The sequence below is a fragment of the Stenotrophomonas maltophilia genome (assembly GCF_006974125.1).
Lineage (GTDB): Bacteria > Pseudomonadota > Gammaproteobacteria > Xanthomonadales > Xanthomonadaceae > Stenotrophomonas > Stenotrophomonas maltophilia_O.
The window spans coordinates 4262126-4277878 of the sequence record NZ_CP037858.1 but is presented as its reverse complement, the minus strand read 5'-3'; the positions used below and the strand labels follow the sequence as shown (position 1 = coordinate 4277878).

Below are 15753 nucleotides of genomic sequence, written 5' to 3'. Positions count from 1 at the left end.
CCTAACGGATAATTCACACCTGTCGACCGCCTCCTCTCTCTCCCCCTCCCGGGAGGCGGTCGACGAAACCAAAATAATTAAAGGTGTGTCCCGATGAACAAGAATTCGCTGCTTGCCCTGGGTCTTCTGGCTGCTCTGCCGTTCGCTGCATCGGCAACCGATGGCCTGTCGTACAACTACGTTGAAGGCGGCTACGTGAACACCGATGCCAAGGGCGGCGACGCCGATGGCTGGAAGGTGAAGGGTTCCGTGGCGGTGCACCCGAACTTCCACATCTTCGGCGACTACAGCGCGCAGGAGACCGACAAGTTCAAGAATGACGTCGACCAGTGGCGCATCGGCGCCGGCTACAACTACGGCATCGCACCGAACACCGACCTGGTGGCTCGCGTTGCGTACCAGAAGTACGACATGAAGCATGGCCTGGACTTCAACGGCTACTCCACCGAGGTTGGCGTGCGCACCGCGTTCAACCCGTACGTGGAAGGCTACGTGATGGCCGGCTACGAGGACTACACCAAGAAGCACGGCATCAACCCGGACGGCGAGTTCTACGGCCGTGTCGGCGCCACCGCCAAGTTCAACCAGAACTGGGGCCTGAGTGGCGAAGTGAAGCTGGCCAAGGCCGGCGACCGCGAGTGGTTCGTGGGCCCGCGCTTCACCTGGTAACAAACGCCTGTCGTTAGTGCGTGTTGTGCTGGCGTGTGACTCTCTCTCTCCCACACGCCAACCGAAGCCCGGCCTCGCGCCGGGCTTCACTTTTTCCGGGACCCCTGAGGCATCGGTAATGCGCGGGCATACTGTCAGCCCACCGGATGGCGGATCCCGCATGCAGACCTCCCTTTGCGCATACGTGCAGCAGGCCGATGGCAACACCGTGCAGGTGGTGCTTGTGGATACCGCCGCGCAGCCGGCGCTGGGTGCGCTTGGTTTTCAGGGCGTGCCGCCGATCCTGCATGCCTCTGTCGCCGACGATGCCGCCAAGGCCCGCATGTTCGTCGCATTGCGCGATCTGGGCGTGGCCTTCTCGGCGGGGCGCGAGTGGTGCCCGGGCGAGGTGTTTGCCTGGCTGCGCGAGCGCGGCCTGCTGGAAGGCACGTACCTGCGCATCGCCTGGACGGGCACGCAGCAGTTCCAGTTGACCCGGGCGTAGTGCGGCGCTGCTGGCAGCGGAACGAGAACCGCTCCGGCCGCGCGCGGGTGGTTCGGCTATGATCGCCCGCACATCGCCACGCGATGCGTCCGCCTCAAGCCAGCAGGAACCGCCGTGAACTCCCAGCCCGCACCGATCACCGCCGTCAACCACACGCTCGACAACGAGCCGCAGCAGATCACTGCGCCGCTCACCCATTCGGCGGCGTTCCTGGTGCTGAAGGTGAAGGATGACGAGGCGTCGATCGCCAAGGCACGCGAGGTACTGGCCAGCACCGACGACCTGATCAAGAACACCGCCATCCGCGAGATCGAGCGCACCTTTACCTGCAACGTGGCCATCGGCCACCGCGTGTGGCAGCCGCTGGTCGGCACCACGCCGCCGCGCGAGCTGAAGCCGTTCCGCGAGATCAAGGGTGCGACCCACACGGCCGTGTCCACACCCGGTGACCTGCTGTACCACGTCCGTGCACGCACGATGGACCTGATCGTGGCGTTCGAGCGCAACCTGCTGATGGCCTTTGGCGATGCGGTGGAAACGGTCGATGACGTGGCCGGCTTCCGCTACTTCGATGGCCGCGACCTGCTCGATTTCGTTGACGGCACCGCCAACCCGGAAGGGCTGTCGCTCCCGGAAGCCACCATCGTGGGCGATGAAGACCCGGAGCATGCCGGTGGCAGCTACGTGGTGGTGCAGAAGTACCTGCACAATCTTGATGCGTGGCGCGCACAGAAGACCGAAGCGCAGGAAGCGATCATCGGCCGCACCAAGCACGACAACATCGAGCTGGACGATGCGCCGGCCGATGCGCAGAAGTCGCACAAGACCCTGTGCACCATTGAAGACGCCGACGGCGAGCACGAGATCCTGCGCGACAACATGCCGTTCGCCAACCCGGGCCGTGGCGAGTACGGCACCTACTTCATTGGTTACACCCGCCGCCTGTGGGTGATCGAGAAGATGCTCGAGCGCATGTTCATCGGCAATCCCGCGCCGCTGCACGACCGCATCCTGGACTTCTCCACCGCCACCACCGGCGTGACCTTCTTCGCACCCTCGCGCAAGGCGCTGGCCGACCTGGGCGATTGATCGCGCCGGGCCATCACGGCCCGCCATCTGCCTGTCATCTATGGCGCCGACCATGGCGCGCTGGATGGGAGTGCAGGAGGCAGGCGATGGCCAAGACTGGGAACGGGACCGGCGTGCGGCGCTGGTGGCGGCCACTGGCCGCGTTGTTCGGCGCGTTGGCACTGGGGAGTGCCAGCGTTTCCGCGCAGGATGCCCCTGCGCACTGGATGGCCTACGCCGCCGCCGTGGGTGGCCAGCTGCAGCAGCGCCTGCAGCAGGAACAGGATCCTCAGGCGCAGCGCGTGCTGGAATGGCTGCAGGCACATCCGGATGCGCCGACGCCGTTGCCGGTGAGCGTGTGGATCGCGGCAGATGGTCGCATATCGAAGCTGGAGTTCGACAGCCTGGGTGATGCCCAGGTCGACGCCGACCTGCGCGCGACGCTGCAGGCCGCGCCGTTGCAGGCGGCCCCACCGGCCGACATGCGGCAGCCGCTGCGGCTGGGCCTGCTGCTTACCCAGTAGATCCACGCCATGCGTGGATGTGCATGGTAACCGACCGTGGTCGGTAGGCGCGCGCCAACCACGGTTGGCGACTACCGGTGTTCCTCAGCCACGCATGGCGTGGCTCTACTGCGTTGCCACCTGCGGCTCGCGCGCGGCGGCGCTCCATGCGCGCAGGCCGAACACGGCCAGGCCGAGGAAGAACACGTACAGCGCGGCGGTCACGTGCAGCGACTTGAACAGGTAGGCGCCGACGTAGACCACGTCCACCGCGATCCACACCCACCAGCAGGCCACGTGGCGGCGTGCCTGCCACCACTGGCCAACCAGGCTCAGTGCGGTCAGCATCGCGTCCAGCCACGGCAGCGCAGCGTCGGTGAAGGTGTGCATGCCGGCTCCCAACGCCACGCCACCGCACAGGCCGATGGCCAGGTCGCGCAGCAGCTTGCCGCGCGCCAACGGCACGATGCGGATGCTGCCTTCATCGGCAGCATGCTGGCGCCAGTTGAGCCAGCCATAGACCAGGAAGCCACCGAAGGCGACCTGCAGCAGGGTGTCCGAGTACAGCTTGGCCTCGGCGAACACCAGCCCGTACAGCGTCACCGACAGCAGGCCGACCGGCCACGCCACCAGCCGGCGCTTGGCCATCAGCCAAACGCCGAGGATGCTGCACAGCGCGGCGGTCCACTCCAGCATCACGCCGCTCACAGCGCGAACGTCACCGACAGGCGGGCCTGTCGCGGTGCGCCGGGGAGCAGGTAGTAGTCACCGCCGCTGCTGCCGGTATCGCGCCAGTAGAAGCGGTTGAACACGTTGTCCACCGACAGGTTCCAGGTCACCGCGCGCTCGTGCAGGCGATGCTGGAAACGCAGGCCCGCGTCGAACACCGAGTAGTCGGGCGCGCGCACGCCACCGTCGGCGCGGGCCACGTTGGCACCGGCATAGCGCCAGCCACCGGTCACATCCAGGCCCTGCACGAACGGCAGCGCATAGGCCACGTGCACGCTGGCGCGCACCTTCGGCACGTTCACCAGTTGATGGCCTTCATAGGCCGGTGTGCCGGTGTCGCGCGCGCGCGCCTGCAGCACGCTGGCGCTGGCCACGATCTGCAGCGCATCGGTCAGCTGGCCGTTGGCGGTCAGCTCCAGGCCGGTGTGGGTCTGCGTGCCTTCCTCAACGAAGGTGTAGCCGACGTCGCTGTTGTCGGGCTTGGCGTACTGGTACGGCTGCGAAATGCGGAACACCGCCGCGCCCAGCGTCAGTGCTTCGACCGGCACGTACTTCACGCCCACTTCCAGCTGCCGGGACTGCACCGATGGCAGGAAGGTATCGGCGTTGCTGGTCCAGAACGGCGCTTCCTGGCCCAGCGAAATGCCGCGCACGTAGCTGGCATAGGCGTTGAGCTGGTCGGTGGCCTTCCACACCACGGCGGTCTGCGGCAGGAAGCGCGACAGACGGCTGTGGCGCTGCGGGGTGCCGCGCTTGTCGTAGGCGCGCTCGTCCAGGCGCACGAAGCGGCCGCCGGCCAGCCACTGCCAGTCGTCACCGAAGCTCATCCGGTCCAGCGCGAAGAACGCGGTCTGGCGGCTGTCCAGGCGCCGTGCGGACGGCCCCGGCATCTTCGGCGACGGCACGAACACCTGCACCGGTGCGTCGTGGATGTTGCTGGTGCCGACGTACTCGTTGACGCTCGGGCGCTTGTCCACGGTGCGGCGGAAGTAGTCGGCACCGAGGGTCAGCTCATGGCCGACGTTGCCGGTCTCGAAGCGGCCACGCAGTTCGGCACGCGCCTGCTGGTTGCGGCGGGTGTCGTCCGGGCTGCGGTAGTCGTAGACGTCGTAGTCGCCATTGGGCGCGAAGTAGTTGCCCGGCACGCTGCCATCGGCGCACTGCGTGGCGTAGTAGCAGCCATAGGCGAAGGCGACGTTGTCATCGATCACCGACCGGCTGTGGCCCACCGACACGCGCGACTGCCAGGCGTCGTTGAAATCATAGGTGTGCAGGGCGGTGATGTTGGTGCTGGCGATATCCACCGGGCGCTGCCACGGCTGGTAGCCGAGCAGGTGCTCGCGGTCGACGCCGCGCGGCAGGTCGCGCGCGCCCAGCAGCTGGTAACCCGACACCGAACGCTGCGAGCTGGTCTGGTAGTTGGCATCCACTTCCAGCTTGCCGCGCTCGCCGATCAGCCAGTCGGCGGCCAACGAGTAGAAATTGCGGCGGCCATCGGCGTGCTCGACATAGGAGTTGCTGGAATCCCACGCGGCATTCAGGCGCAGGCCGAAACGCGGGGTGATCCAGTGGCCGACATCGACGGCGACGTAGCGCGAGCCTTCCGAATCGGTGCCGAGCGTGGCAGTGCGTACCTCGGCCGGGCGCTTGCCGATGTAGTTGATGATGCCGCCCGGTGCCATCACGCCTGCGGCCAGGCCGGCTTCGCCCTTGAGGATTTCCACCGACTGCACATTCTCCAGCGCCAGGCGCTGTTCGCCGGCGATGGACAGGCCGTTGAAGCGGTAGCCGGTGGCGGCGTCCAGGGCGAAGCCACGGATGGCGATGTTCTGGTAGTAGCCCACCGGCGCGTAGGCATCGCCCAGTGAGGCATCGTTGCTGGCCAGCTCGGACAGCGAACGCACCTGGCGGCGGTCGAGGTAGTCACGCTCGAGCACGTTCACCGAGGCCGGCATGTCCTTCCAGGAACCACCACCGAAGGCATTCACGCGCGAGGTATCGGCCTTCGGTTTGCCGGCCTGCACGCGCACTGCTGCCAGTTCGGTCGGCGAGCGTTCGGCGCTGGTGGCAGCCGCATCGGGGGACGCTTCGGCGTCGCTGGCGTGCAGCGGCAGCGCGGCGCAGAGGGCGAGGGAGAGCAGGGTGGGGCGCAGGCAGCGGTTCATTCGGTTCGTCTTCGGACAACAAGGGAGACGAAGCGACGGCGCGCAGGTGCACCGGCCCATGATGGGGGTGTGGCTGCGGCTCAAAGCTCCCTACGCCGGTGCAAACCGGATCAGGTTCCAAGGGACTCTCTCAGCCTGGCAGATCCAGGCACCCCCGCTTCAGGTGACCATTTCACTACAAATGGTACGGATTTGCGAGCCGGTGCCCTTCAGGCTGCCGCGTGCAGCGCCTGCAGCAGTGCCTGTCCCGGCGCGCTGTGGAACCATGCCGGATGCCCCAGCATGAAGGGCTGCCACGCTACGTCGGCATTGGCGGTCGAGCCGGTGACGCCCTCGAAGTACTCCACTTCGGACAGTGCGAAGTCGAAATGGACCATCGGCAGCAGGTCGGCCAGCAGGCGCACGCGTGCCGCCGACAGCGGCAGCACCTGGCGATAGCCGTCGAGCAGGGCCAGCGCGATATCGATGCGCACCGCTTCCATGCCGTGCTCCAGTTCCAGCCACGCCACCGCGTTGCGCTCGATCGCCGTGGCGAGGTCGAACAGCGCGCTGGTGGGTGAGGCCAGGCCGAAATCCAGCACGGTACTGATCTGCCCATCGCGCCACAGCAGGTTGGAGACATGCCAGTCGTTGTGCGCCCACAACCGTGGCTCGTCGCGCAGGCGCTGGGCCAGGCCGGCATGCCACGGCAGCACGTCGCGCCGCAGCTGCGCTTCCCATGGAATGCGCGCGAGATAGCGGGCCAGCCCGGGGCGCTCGTGCAGCCCTGCCTTGATGGCCGCGATCGGATCGTCGGCACGGATCAGATCGTCGCGCGCGACCAGCACATGGGTGCTGCGCTGGGGCGCGTGGTGGCTGGCCGCAGCACAGTGCAGCTGCGCGAGTGCACGCCCGGCCTCGCGGGCCTGCGCGACGTCGGTCAGCAGCGACCACGACACGGCATCGCGGTACAGGTCCTCGCCGACGCCGATCGCATGCAGCTCGAGGGTCCATTCGCCGTGTTCGACCGCAGTGCGGCCATCGGTCGCCGGCAGCACCTGCACCACCGGTACGCCCGCTGCGGCGAGATGGGCGATGAAGCGGTGCTCTTCTTCCAGGCAGGCCGCGCTGCGCACGCTGTGGTGATGGCGCTTGACGAACACCGCGCCGTCCACGCCGTCGACGATGGCGGCGGCCGACAGCGGTCGCGGGCTGTGCCAGCGGGGATGGCTGTGCTCGTCCAGCTGCGGGTAACGCGCACTCAGCCACGCAATGTCCGCCGCGCTGATCGGCGGCCAGTCGGCAGCGACCTCGTCGTTGTTGAGGCCCTGCACGCGGTGGGAGGAAGAAGTCATGCCGCAGCCCCAGTGGGGAAAGTCACATCCAAGGCTGCGCATTCAACGCCATGCGCGCGGCCAACGCAAACGGGCGGGTCATCGACCCGCCCGTGCCTGCATCAGCTGCGATGATGCCGTCGCGCCGCTTACCAGCCGCGATGGCGGCCGCGGTCGTTGTAGTAGCGGTTGTCGTAGTAGCGCTGGCGCTGCCAGCGACGGTCGTCGCCACGGTCGTAGTAGCCGCTGCGGTAATAGCCACGATCGTAGCGGCGGTCGTAGCGGTTGTCGTAGTAACGGTTGTCGTAATAGCGACGGTCGCGGCGGTCGGACGTGGTCAGGTTGCCGATCGCGCCGCCGGCCACGGCACCGCCGACAGTGGCAGCGGGATCACCGTTGGAGAGCAGGTTGCCGGCCACGCCACCGACCACGGCGCCGACCAGGGTGCGCTTGTCCTTCCTCGACATCGCGCTGGCATCGCTGACCACGGCAACACCGGCCACCAGTGCCAGGGCCATCGCCAGACCACGGAAGCTGAGTGTGGAAGTACTGAGCATGTTCGTTCTCCTGTGAGGTGCATGCCACGCTGGGCAGGGAGGGCGCGGGCGCCCCGGCTGCCGTGGAGACCACGCTGACGTTCCAACATTGCCGGAACATTGCCTGGCCCACCGTGCGGCTTGCGCATTCATCTAGCGGCAGGCGGCATGAAGCAAGGCTGAAAGCGGCCGCTGCCGCTCAGCTGGCAGAAAGGGAAAGGGCCGCGCATGGCGCGGCCCTTCCCTGGTCTGCAAGGCGCCGCGGGCTCAGACGCCCATGGCCTTCTGTGCCTGCCGGGCCTGCTCCTGCTGGGCGTCCTGCTGCTGATGCAGCACGTTCGGCGCGCCCTGCACGGCACCGCTGCTGAGCGCCAGGCTCTGCTCGCTGGCTGCACGGGTCTCCACCGCCACGCGGCTGGCGGCGGGGTCGCCGATCGTGCCCTGCACGGCAAACAGGCGCTCACCGTTCGGGCTCGGCACCACCGTGTCGATGCGCTGCAGGCCGGCGGCATGCGCCTCCTTGGTCAGGGCCGCGGCGGCGCTTTCCAGCGCGTGGCGATCCTTGAAGGTGCCTGCCGGCATCAGTTCCAGCCCCTTGCTTGCCTGGATGAAGAGCGGATTGCGCGGGTGCCGTTCGTCGTTCAGCAGCGGGCGCTCGCGGGCTTCCCTGATTGCCTCCAGCGTCTTGGCCCCGACAATGCCGTCGGCCACCAGGCCGTTGTCCTTCTGCAGCTGGCGCACCGCCGCGTCGGTGTTGCGGCCGAAGCGGCCATCCTCGATCAGCGGCTTGCCGTCGGCACCGACGTAGCCGAGGTGGCCCAGTTGCTCCTGCACTGTGCGCACGCCCTCGCTGTGCGCGCCCTGCTTGTACAGTTCGGCGTGCGGGGTGGCAGCGGCCTTGTGCTCGGCGGCCGGCTTGCCCTGGGTCTGCTCATGCGACTGGGTGCGGTTTTCCAGCAGGTCGCGCGCCTTGGACAGCGGGTCGGAGGCGTACAGCTTCCAGTTCGGGTGGTCCTTCACCTGCTTGAGGTAATCCTCGATGGGCATGGTGTGCACGCCCTTGCTGCCGGTGGACTGGCTGATCAGCAGCTTGTCGGTGTTGGGGTCGCGCACCACCATCACGATGTGGTCGATGCCGTTCCAATGCTCGTGGCGGGTCTTGGCCGTATCCAGGCCGATGATCATGCCTTCCTTCAGCGCATCGGGCTTCAGGATCGCGTCGCGGTCAAGCAGCACGCCGGACTGGTCGAATGCCTTGCGCACGATGCCACCGGAACCCAGGTTGCCCAGGTCGATGCGATCGGCCTTGCTGAAGACCGCATGCCCGGCCTTCTGGTTGATCTCATCCATGGTCCGGTTCTGCAGCGTGCCGACCCAACCGGAACAGTCGATGTAACCCTGTTCCACGTTCTTGCCGCTCTTGCCCGGCACATGCAGCGCGTGGCCCGGAATATTGATGGCGTATTTGACGTGGTCGTACTTCACGCCGGCCTCGTAGGCGGCCTGCAGTTCGATGCCCGGCTTCGGCGCGGCGGCGGCCGAAGCGGTCGCCGCCAGCGCGGCTGCACCGGCTGCCACGGCGGCGCTGGCCTGCACCGGCGCTGCCGGGGTCTGACCCTGGCTCTGGCCTGGGGCCACCGTCTGCGGGGCGATGTTCTTTTCCGGAATGCTGATCGCCGCGTACTTGTGGATGTAGTAGCTGGAGAAGGTGCGCGCCAGGTCGCCATCGTTCATGCCACGCATCTCGGCCAGAGTGTGGCCGGTGAGCGCTTTGGCATCGGAGCCGATCTGGTTGAGTACGTTGCGGCGCATGTTGATCTCTTCACCATGGCCGTTGCGGACCACGCCGAAGGTGCCGGTGGCGATCGCGGTCTGCACCGAACCATAGCCGGCGCTGCCCTGCTGGTGGGCCAGGTACAGGTCCAGGCCGGTCGGCGTACTGCCGCCGGACAGGTACGGGTGGCCGGTGCGTTCGTTGCGGCGTGCCATCGAGTCCAGGTTGTCCTGGTACATCTGTGCGGCCGCTTCGGTGTTGCGGGTCGGGTCGAACTCGTGGCCGGTCAGGTGATACTGGCGTGCGGAGCCGGGCACGAACTGGAACAGGCCCTTGGCGCCGGACGAGGTGTTGTGGGCGCGCTCGTTGAAGGTGCCGCCGGTCTCGATGTGCGCGAAGCGCATGAAGTCATCGACCGGAATGCCCTTGTGCCGGGCGACCTGCTCGACGATGTCCAGGACTTCCTTTCTGCTGTAGTCATGCTGTGCCATGACGTCTTCCTCGGGGTTGATGGAGCGGCGCGTGCCGCGAATCGCCAACCGGACTCATCCATGAGTCAAGAACATGTCGGTCAACAGGGAACCCGCGTGTGGCGGGTGCTATCAGGGCGCGATGTACTGCTGGGTCGCGCTGTCGAAGGTGTAGTGCACGGCATCGCTGGCAGCCAGCGCACGGGTCTTGCCCGGGGCGTCGATGGTGGTGCCCTTGAAGGTCACGGTCAGTCGCGGCAGGCCATTGCCGTCGGCAGCGAACGCCAGTTCGCCATCGCTGTCGGTGCAGGGCATCACGTTGCCCTCGTCGCAGGCGGCGCTGTTGTCCTCGCCGGTGCGCACCGAACCGACATAGCGCCAGACCTTGCTGTCCACGTCGTCTTCGCTGCGCTTGGGGTTGAACAGCAGCAGTGCATAGCCGGTGCTGCTGATGCCGCGGTCGAAGCTGCTGGTCGGCACCGCCAGCAGCAGGCGGCCGTCTGCGGTGCGATGTTCAAGCGGCTTGCGCCGGGTATCCACATCGTCGGCCTTGTCATAGGCGCCCAGTGCGCCGATGGTCCATTCCTGGCCACGGAACTTCCAGGGCTTGTTCGCATCGCTGCCGGCCAGCACGAAGGTGGCCTCGGCGAGATTGGCGCGGTCATCCGGGCCGGCCGGCGACTGCTCGCCCGGCTTGCCGTAGTGCTCGCGGGTATCCCAGGAGAAACCCGTGTAATACGTGGTGCCGTCGAGGGTGAAGGTGTGGCCGAACCAGAAGGTCGCCACACTGCCGTTCTGGACCTCGTAGGAGGTCGCGCCATCACCGTCCACCTGGTAGGTGAAATACATCACGGTCGGCGCGTCGGGCGGGGTGACGGCGGTGTCGGGAGGGGTGTTCTGCATCGGGGCAACATCCTGTCGGGGCGCATCGGCAGCCTGCACGGGGGCACCAGGCTGGGAGGACGAGGGGGCCGGATCGGCGGCGCTGCAGGCCGCAGCGGAAAGAGAGACGAGCAGGCACGCCGCGAATGCGCGCAGGGGCCGCAACGGCAGGGTCCAACGTAGCTCGGGGGGGTGATGCATGCGCCTCTCCATGGTCAGCGTTGCCGGGCCAGACGGCCGGCAGGAAACCGCACCCCATCCACCAGGGACGGGAGCGAGGACATGAGCCGGCCGATTCCTTCGACCTCGCATTGAAAACCCATGCCGGGTCATCTTGGCACAGAACGGCGGTCGGTCAAAGAGGGCGGTGACAGATGCCCTTGCAGTGTGATCTGGTTCTCAGATCTTGCCGTCGCGCAGGTAGTCGAACAGCTCGGCGTCGCCCTTCAGGCCCAGCTTGAGCATGGCGTCGCCCTTCTGCCGGCTGATGGTGCTGACGCTCTTGTGCAGCTGCAGCGAGATCTCCTTCACCGTCATGCCGGTGCCGAGCAGCCGCAGCACTTCCACCTCGCGTGGCGACAACGGCTTGCCGTCGCCCTCGCGCATGCGCCAGCTGCCCGCAGCCTCGACCCGCTCACGCAGGCTGCGGCTGATGTAGGGCTGGCCCCGGTAGACCGCCTGGATGGCCTGCGGCAGTTCGTCCATCGACGAGCTCTTGTCGACCAGACCGAGCACACCGCTGTCGAGCACCATGCGCAGGATCGCCAGGTTGTTGGAGACGCTGAGCATCAGCACCGGCAGGTCGGGGTAGCGGCGGCGGATCATGCCGATCATGGCGAAGCCGTCTGCCTGTGGGCTGCCCGGCATGGAATAGTCGGTCACCAGCAGGTCGCAGGGGTGGCTGCCGAGCAGGGCCATCAGCGCCTGCGCGCTGTCGGCTTCACCGACCACACGACCGACCCCGCTCGATTCGATGACGGCGCGGGTACCGATACGGACCACCGGGTGGTCGTCTGCGATGATGATGCGCAAGCTCATGCTCTAGTATGACCACCGGGCAGGCCGGACCGCGACCATCGCGGACCCTGGCAGGATTCTAGGAGATCGACGCCGATGCGTAGCTGGGCTGTTCGCGGGCTGGTCCTGCTGCTGGCCGCACTGGTGCTGCCGGTGGCGCTGGCACAGGCGGTGCCTGGGCTGTTGCCGCTCAGTCCCCTGCAGCGCGAGTACCTCGCCGCCCATCCAAGCATCGTCGTGGGCCAGTATGACAGCGGCTGGCCGCCGTTCGAGTCCCTCCGTGATGGCCAGCAGGTTGGCCTGGGGCCGGATTATCTGTCGCTTCTTGCCCGTCAGTTGGGCGTGAAGGTCGAGGCCCGGCGATATGCCGACTGGACTTCCGTACTGGATGCGGCCTGTCGTGGCGAGATCGACGTGGTAATGAATGTCGGTCTCAGCGCCGACCGCACCCGGTGCATGGTCTACACCGCTGCCTATGGCGAGGCGCCGTTGGCGCTGGTGGGGAGGCCAGGCGATCTGCGTGCTTCGAACATGCCCGACCTGGACGGATTGCGGGTGGTCATCGAGCAGGATTTCCTGACCGGCCCGCAGGTGCGGGCACGTTTCCCACGTGCGGTGCAGCTTGTCGCAAACAGCTCGTTGGCAGCGCTGCAGATGGTCAGAGACGACAAAGCTGATGTCTACATAGGCAATGCCTACGTTGCCACCGAACTGATCGCTCGCCAGCACCTGCAGGGTGTCGTCCTGCTGCGTCCGAGCGACCTGCCCCCCGAACGGCTGCACTTCGGCGTTCCCAACAGCAAGCAACCGCTGGCCGAAGCGCTGGACCTGGCGCTGGCCGCGACCAGCCAGGCCCAGCGCGATGCACTGGCACAACGCTGGCTGCCCCCGCCGCAGTGGTCGGCATCGGCACAGCTGGCGCTGAGCCAGGCCGAGAAGCGGGTTCTGGAACAGCCGTTGAAGATCGGTTTCGCGCCGAACGCCGCCCCACTGTCGTTCGCCGACGAGGATGGCAAGCCCAGCGGCCTGGCCAGCGAGTACCTGGGGCGGCTGATGCAGGCCGGTGCCAACCTGCAGGCGCAGAACAGCCATGACTGGTACGAGGTGCGCGAGAAGGCGCGTCGCGGCGAGCTGCAGGCGGTGATGGGCATTCCGGTCGATTCGCATTACCTGGGCCCGGACTGGGTGTTCAGCCAACCCTTCATCAGCGTGCCGAACGTGATCATCAGCCGCCACGACAGCCCGGCCCTCCTAGGTCTGTCCGACCTCCAGGACAAGCGTGTACTGCTGTCCGATCCGGAGCGCGTTCGTGGCTATGTGCTGCAGCAGGCGCCGCAGGCCAGGATCGTCGCCGCGCGCAGTGCCGAACAGGCCATGCAACGCCTGATCGATGGCGAGGCCGACGCCTACGTGGGTAATCTTGCGCTGGTCGACCACCTGCTGCGCACGCGTTTCCCGGGGCGCCTGCAGGTTGCCGCGCCCGCGGGCTTCAACGACCAGCTGGCACTGGCCGTGGAGCGCCGGCATGCGGCGCTCGCCACGACCTTCGATCGCTTGCTGCTGCAGATGACGCCACGCGAGCGCGAAGCGCTGCGCGACGACTGGCTGGCGGTGGAGTACCGTAACGGCATCGACTGGCGAAGCACGCTGCGCTGGGGTGTACCGCTGCTGCTGGTGCTGCTGACCGCGCTGCTGGTGCATGGCATCGGCTACTGGCGCCTGCGCCGTGAGGTGGCCGGGCGCCGCCAGCTGGAGCAGCGCCTGGCCGAAGTGACCGACAACCTGCCTGCCGTGGTCTACCAGGCCCGTCGCGAGGTTGATGGCACGCTCAGCTTCCCGTTCATTGCCGGCGACCTGCAGGCGCTGTTCGGGATCACCCGGCAGCAGGCCGAGCAGGACGCCAGGACATTGCTGGAACGCGTCGAAGAGGACGATCGCGCGCGCATCCTGCAGGCGGTCGAACAGGCCGCGCACCAGTTCGCACCGCTCATGCTGGAATTCCGCCTGCGCGGCAATGGAACAGGCCCGCGTTGGGTGCGCACCCAGGCGCAACCCTATGCCGCCGAAGCCGGTGTAGTGACCTGGAGTGGCTACTGGGTGGATGCCAGCGAGGCCCGTGCACAGGCGGATGCCCTGACCGCAGCCAAGGCCGAGGCCGAGCAGGCGGCCGAGGCCAAATCCCGCTTCCTGGCCACCATGAGCCATGAGATCCGCACGCCGATGAGTGGCGTGCTGGGCATGCTGGAGGTGCTGGCGCATTCGCCGCTGGATGCCGAGCAGCAGCGCATTCTCGGGGTTATCGAGGACGCGGCGCAGATGCTGCGGCAGATCCTCGACGACATCCTCGACTACTCGCGGCTGGAGGCCGGCGCGCTGCGCCTGGAACCGGTGCCGCAGCGGCTGCGGCCATTGCTGGAAAGCGTGTGCCGGTTGTTGTCGGCGCAGGCCAGTGCACGTGGACTGGACCTGCAGGTGCAGATCGACCCGCAGCTGGCGGCGGCGCACGAAGTGGATGGCGTGCGCCTGCGCCAGATCGTGTTCAACCTGCTCAGCAACGCCATCAAGTTCACCGTGCACGGCGAAGTGCGGCTGCAGCTGGAGGTGCTGGGGCCGACCGCCGAAGACGGTAGCCAGCCGCTTCGCCTGAGCGTCACCGATACCGGCATGGGTATCGCGCCGGAAGAATTGCAGCACCTGTTCGCGCCGTTCACCCAGGCCGGCGCTTACATCCAGCGTGACCACGGTGGCACCGGCCTCGGCCTGAGCATCTGCCATCGCCTGGTGCAGATGATGGAGGGCGAGCTGGAGCTGCACAGCACGCTGGGCGAGGGCACCTGTGCCGAGGTGCGGCTATCGCTGGTGGAAGCGGGCATTGCCGATGCTGAAGCGCTGGTTGCCGAACAGGCACAGGCTGCCCTGCTGCCGTTGGCGCTGCGGCAGGCGCGCGTGCTGGTGATCGAGGATCATCCGACCAACCAGGCGATGATGGCCTGGCGGCTGCAGCAGTTGGGCGTGCCGCATGTGCTGGTCGGTGATGGCCAGCAGGGCCTGGATCATCTGGCATCAAAGTCCTTCGATCTGGTCATTACCGATTGCCGGATGCCGGTGCTGGATGGTTTCGCCTTCACCCGCCTTCTGCGTGAGCGCGAGGGACGCACCGGGCAACCGCGGCTGGCCGTGCTGGCGCTGACCGCCAGCGTGCTGGACGACGATGCGCGTCGCTGCCGTGAAGCCGGGATGGACGAGGTGCTGGCCAAGCCGTTGTCATTGGCCACTCTGCGCGCGGCATTGCTGCGCTGGTTACCGCAGGCGCAGGGGCATTCGTTCGAGGAGCCGGTGCCGGAGTCCGCCGCCGCCGGCGCGATGCTGCCTGATCTGGCCACGTTGCAACAGCGTTTCGGTTCGCAGGCCGTGGCCGAGCAGTTGCGCGACAGCCTGCTGCAGGCCAGTGAAGGTGACCTGGCCGCTGTGCAGTGCGCGCTGCAGGCCGGCGACCGTGAGGCTGCCGCGCTGCACCTGCATCGCCAGGCGGGCGGATTGGGTGCAGTGGGGGCGACGGCACTGGCCGGGCAGGCCAATGCACTGGTCGAGCGCCTGCAGGATGCGGCCGAGACCGATCCGGTGCCATTGTTCGCCGCGGTGGCGGCATTCGTGGCGCGGCTGCAGCAACAACTGCAGCGCCTGGCTCACTGAGCCGACTGCTGCTGCAGGTAGGCGATCACCAGCGCGCGGCGTTCGGCGCTGGGGAAGGCGTTGTACATGCGCGTGCCGGGCACCACGTGGGTGGGCGACTGCAGGAACGCATCCAGCGTCTGCGCGGTCCAGGTGATGTCGGCGCGGCGCATGCCATCGGAGTAGCCGTAGTCGGGCAGGCTGCCGGCGCGACGACCGATCACGCCGTGCAGATTCGGCCCGAAGCGGTGGATGCCCCCGGCTTGCACGGTGTGGCAGCCGGCACACAACTCGAACGCGCGCTGCATGGCCTGTTGGTGCGCCTGTTCCGGCGTGGCCGGTGCCGCAGGCGGACGCTGGCAGGCCGTGGCGACCAGGGCCACGGCAACGGCGATGAGCGGGAGTGATGCACGCATGGGCGGGCAGGATAGCGACGCAGCGGGGCAGGCGGGCTGCGACACGCGGTCGCAG

Annotated in this window: 13 protein-coding genes and 1 riboswitch; of the genes, 5 read left to right on the top strand and 8 right to left on the bottom strand. The window is 67.4% G+C overall.

Features of this window, described 5'->3' with window-relative positions; all coding sequences use genetic code 11:
• Window positions 1–93: 93 nt before the first annotated feature.
• The 4 genes from EZ304_RS19770 to EZ304_RS19755 all read left to right on the top strand — a co-directional run bounded on the left by EZ304_RS19770 (window position 94) and on the right by EZ304_RS19755 (window position 2745).
• On the top strand, window positions 94–669 hold the full coding sequence (locus EZ304_RS19770) for an Ax21 family protein (protein WP_099551591.1): 576 nt from the start codon (window positions 94–96) through the stop codon (window positions 667–669).
• Between the two features lie 160 nt (window positions 670–829).
• Window positions 830–1153 carry a hypothetical protein gene (locus EZ304_RS19765; protein WP_099551590.1) on the top strand — a complete coding sequence of 108 codons (324 nt, stop codon included), beginning with the start codon at window positions 830–832 and terminating at the stop codon, window positions 1151–1153.
• Window positions 1154–1267: 114 nt separating this feature from the next.
• Window positions 1268–2242, top strand: a complete 975-nt coding sequence (locus EZ304_RS19760; RefSeq protein ID WP_142807936.1) for a Dyp-type peroxidase — start codon at window positions 1268–1270, stop codon at window positions 2240–2242.
• Window positions 2243–2328: 86 nt separating this feature from the next.
• Window positions 2329–2745, top strand: a complete 417-nt coding sequence (locus EZ304_RS19755) for a hypothetical protein (protein ID WP_099551588.1) — start codon at window positions 2329–2331, stop codon at window positions 2743–2745.
• 105 nt (window positions 2746–2850) lie between these two features.
• On the opposite strand, the gene pnuC is transcribed toward EZ304_RS19755, so the two are convergent.
• From pnuC to EZ304_RS19720, 7 genes are all read right to left on the bottom strand, one after another.
• On the bottom strand, window positions 2851–3420 hold the full coding sequence (pnuC, locus tag EZ304_RS19750) for a nicotinamide riboside transporter PnuC (RefSeq protein WP_142807935.1): 570 nt from the start codon (window positions 3418–3420) through the stop codon (window positions 2851–2853).
• 8 nt (window positions 3421–3428) lie between these two features.
• Entirely contained in the window at window positions 3429–5618 is a 2190-nt protein-coding gene (locus EZ304_RS19745; protein WP_142807934.1) for a TonB-dependent siderophore receptor, read from the bottom strand.
• A gap of 70 nt (window positions 5619–5688) precedes the next feature.
• Window positions 5689–5784: riboswitch (TPP riboswitch) on the bottom strand.
• A gap of 43 nt (window positions 5785–5827) precedes the next feature.
• A complete protein-coding gene (locus EZ304_RS19740; RefSeq protein WP_142807933.1) occupies window positions 5828–6952 on the bottom strand; it encodes a phosphotransferase enzyme family protein in 1125 nt (374 codons plus the stop codon).
• Between the two features lie 128 nt (window positions 6953–7080).
• A complete protein-coding gene (locus tag EZ304_RS19735; RefSeq protein ID WP_142807932.1) occupies window positions 7081–7488 on the bottom strand; it encodes a glycine zipper 2TM domain-containing protein in 408 nt (135 codons plus the stop codon).
• A gap of 246 nt (window positions 7489–7734) precedes the next feature.
• On the bottom strand, window positions 7735–9732 hold the full coding sequence (locus EZ304_RS19730) for a peptidoglycan-binding domain-containing protein (protein ID WP_142807931.1): 1998 nt from the start codon (window positions 9730–9732) through the stop codon (window positions 7735–7737).
• A gap of 111 nt (window positions 9733–9843) precedes the next feature.
• Window positions 9844–10614 (bottom strand): hypothetical protein, encoded by a 771-nt coding sequence (locus tag EZ304_RS19725; RefSeq protein ID WP_142807930.1) that lies wholly within the window; start codon window positions 10612–10614, stop codon window positions 9844–9846.
• Window positions 10615–10992: 378 nt separating this feature from the next.
• Window positions 10993–11631, bottom strand: coding sequence for a response regulator transcription factor (locus EZ304_RS19720; protein WP_099551582.1), 639 nt, complete (start codon window positions 11629–11631; stop codon window positions 10993–10995).
• 75 nt (window positions 11632–11706) lie between these two features.
• Here EZ304_RS19720 and EZ304_RS19715 point away from each other — a divergent pair, with 75 nt between their 5' ends.
• Entirely contained in the window at window positions 11707–15303 is a 3597-nt protein-coding gene (locus tag EZ304_RS19715) for an ATP-binding protein (RefSeq protein ID WP_142807929.1), read from the top strand.
• Here EZ304_RS19715 and EZ304_RS19710 read toward each other — a convergent pair.
• On the bottom strand, window positions 15297–15698 hold the full coding sequence (locus tag EZ304_RS19710; RefSeq protein ID WP_099551580.1) for a c-type cytochrome: 402 nt from the start codon (window positions 15696–15698) through the stop codon (window positions 15297–15299). The two genes, EZ304_RS19715 and EZ304_RS19710, sit on opposite strands and share 7 nt — an antisense overlap.
• Window positions 15699–15753 lie beyond the last annotated feature (55 nt).

Excerpts from the sequence above, each read along its gene's own strand:
- EZ304_RS19725 (WP_142807930.1), bottom strand. The coding sequence starts at position 10,614 with ATGCAGAACACCCCTCCCGACACCGCCGTCACCCCGCCCGACGCGCCG.
- EZ304_RS19715 (WP_142807929.1), top strand. The coding sequence starts at position 11,707 with ATGCGTAGCTGGGCTGTTCGCGGGCTGGTCCTGCTGCTGGCCGCACTG.
- EZ304_RS19765 (WP_099551590.1), top strand. The coding sequence starts at position 830 with ATGCAGACCTCCCTTTGCGCATACGTGCAGCAGGCCGATGGCAACACC.
- EZ304_RS19720 (WP_099551582.1), bottom strand. The coding sequence starts at position 11,631 with ATGAGCTTGCGCATCATCATCGCAGACGACCACCCGGTGGTCCGTATC.
- EZ304_RS19735 (WP_142807932.1), bottom strand. The coding sequence starts at position 7,488 with ATGCTCAGTACTTCCACACTCAGCTTCCGTGGTCTGGCGATGGCCCTG.
- EZ304_RS19755 (WP_099551588.1), top strand. The coding sequence starts at position 2,329 with ATGGCCAAGACTGGGAACGGGACCGGCGTGCGGCGCTGGTGGCGGCCA.
- EZ304_RS19770 (WP_099551591.1), top strand. The coding sequence starts at position 94 with ATGAACAAGAATTCGCTGCTTGCCCTGGGTCTTCTGGCTGCTCTGCCG.
- EZ304_RS19710 (WP_099551580.1), bottom strand. The coding sequence starts at position 15,698 with ATGCGTGCATCACTCCCGCTCATCGCCGTTGCCGTGGCCCTGGTCGCC.
- EZ304_RS19730 (WP_142807931.1), bottom strand. The coding sequence starts at position 9,732 with ATGGCACAGCATGACTACAGCAGAAAGGAAGTCCTGGACATCGTCGAG.
- EZ304_RS19740 (WP_142807933.1), bottom strand. The coding sequence starts at position 6,952 with ATGACTTCTTCCTCCCACCGCGTGCAGGGCCTCAACAACGACGAGGTC.
- EZ304_RS19745 (WP_142807934.1), bottom strand. The coding sequence starts at position 5,618 with ATGAACCGCTGCCTGCGCCCCACCCTGCTCTCCCTCGCCCTCTGCGCC.
- pnuC (WP_142807935.1), bottom strand. The coding sequence starts at position 3,420 with ATGCTGGAGTGGACCGCCGCGCTGTGCAGCATCCTCGGCGTTTGGCTG.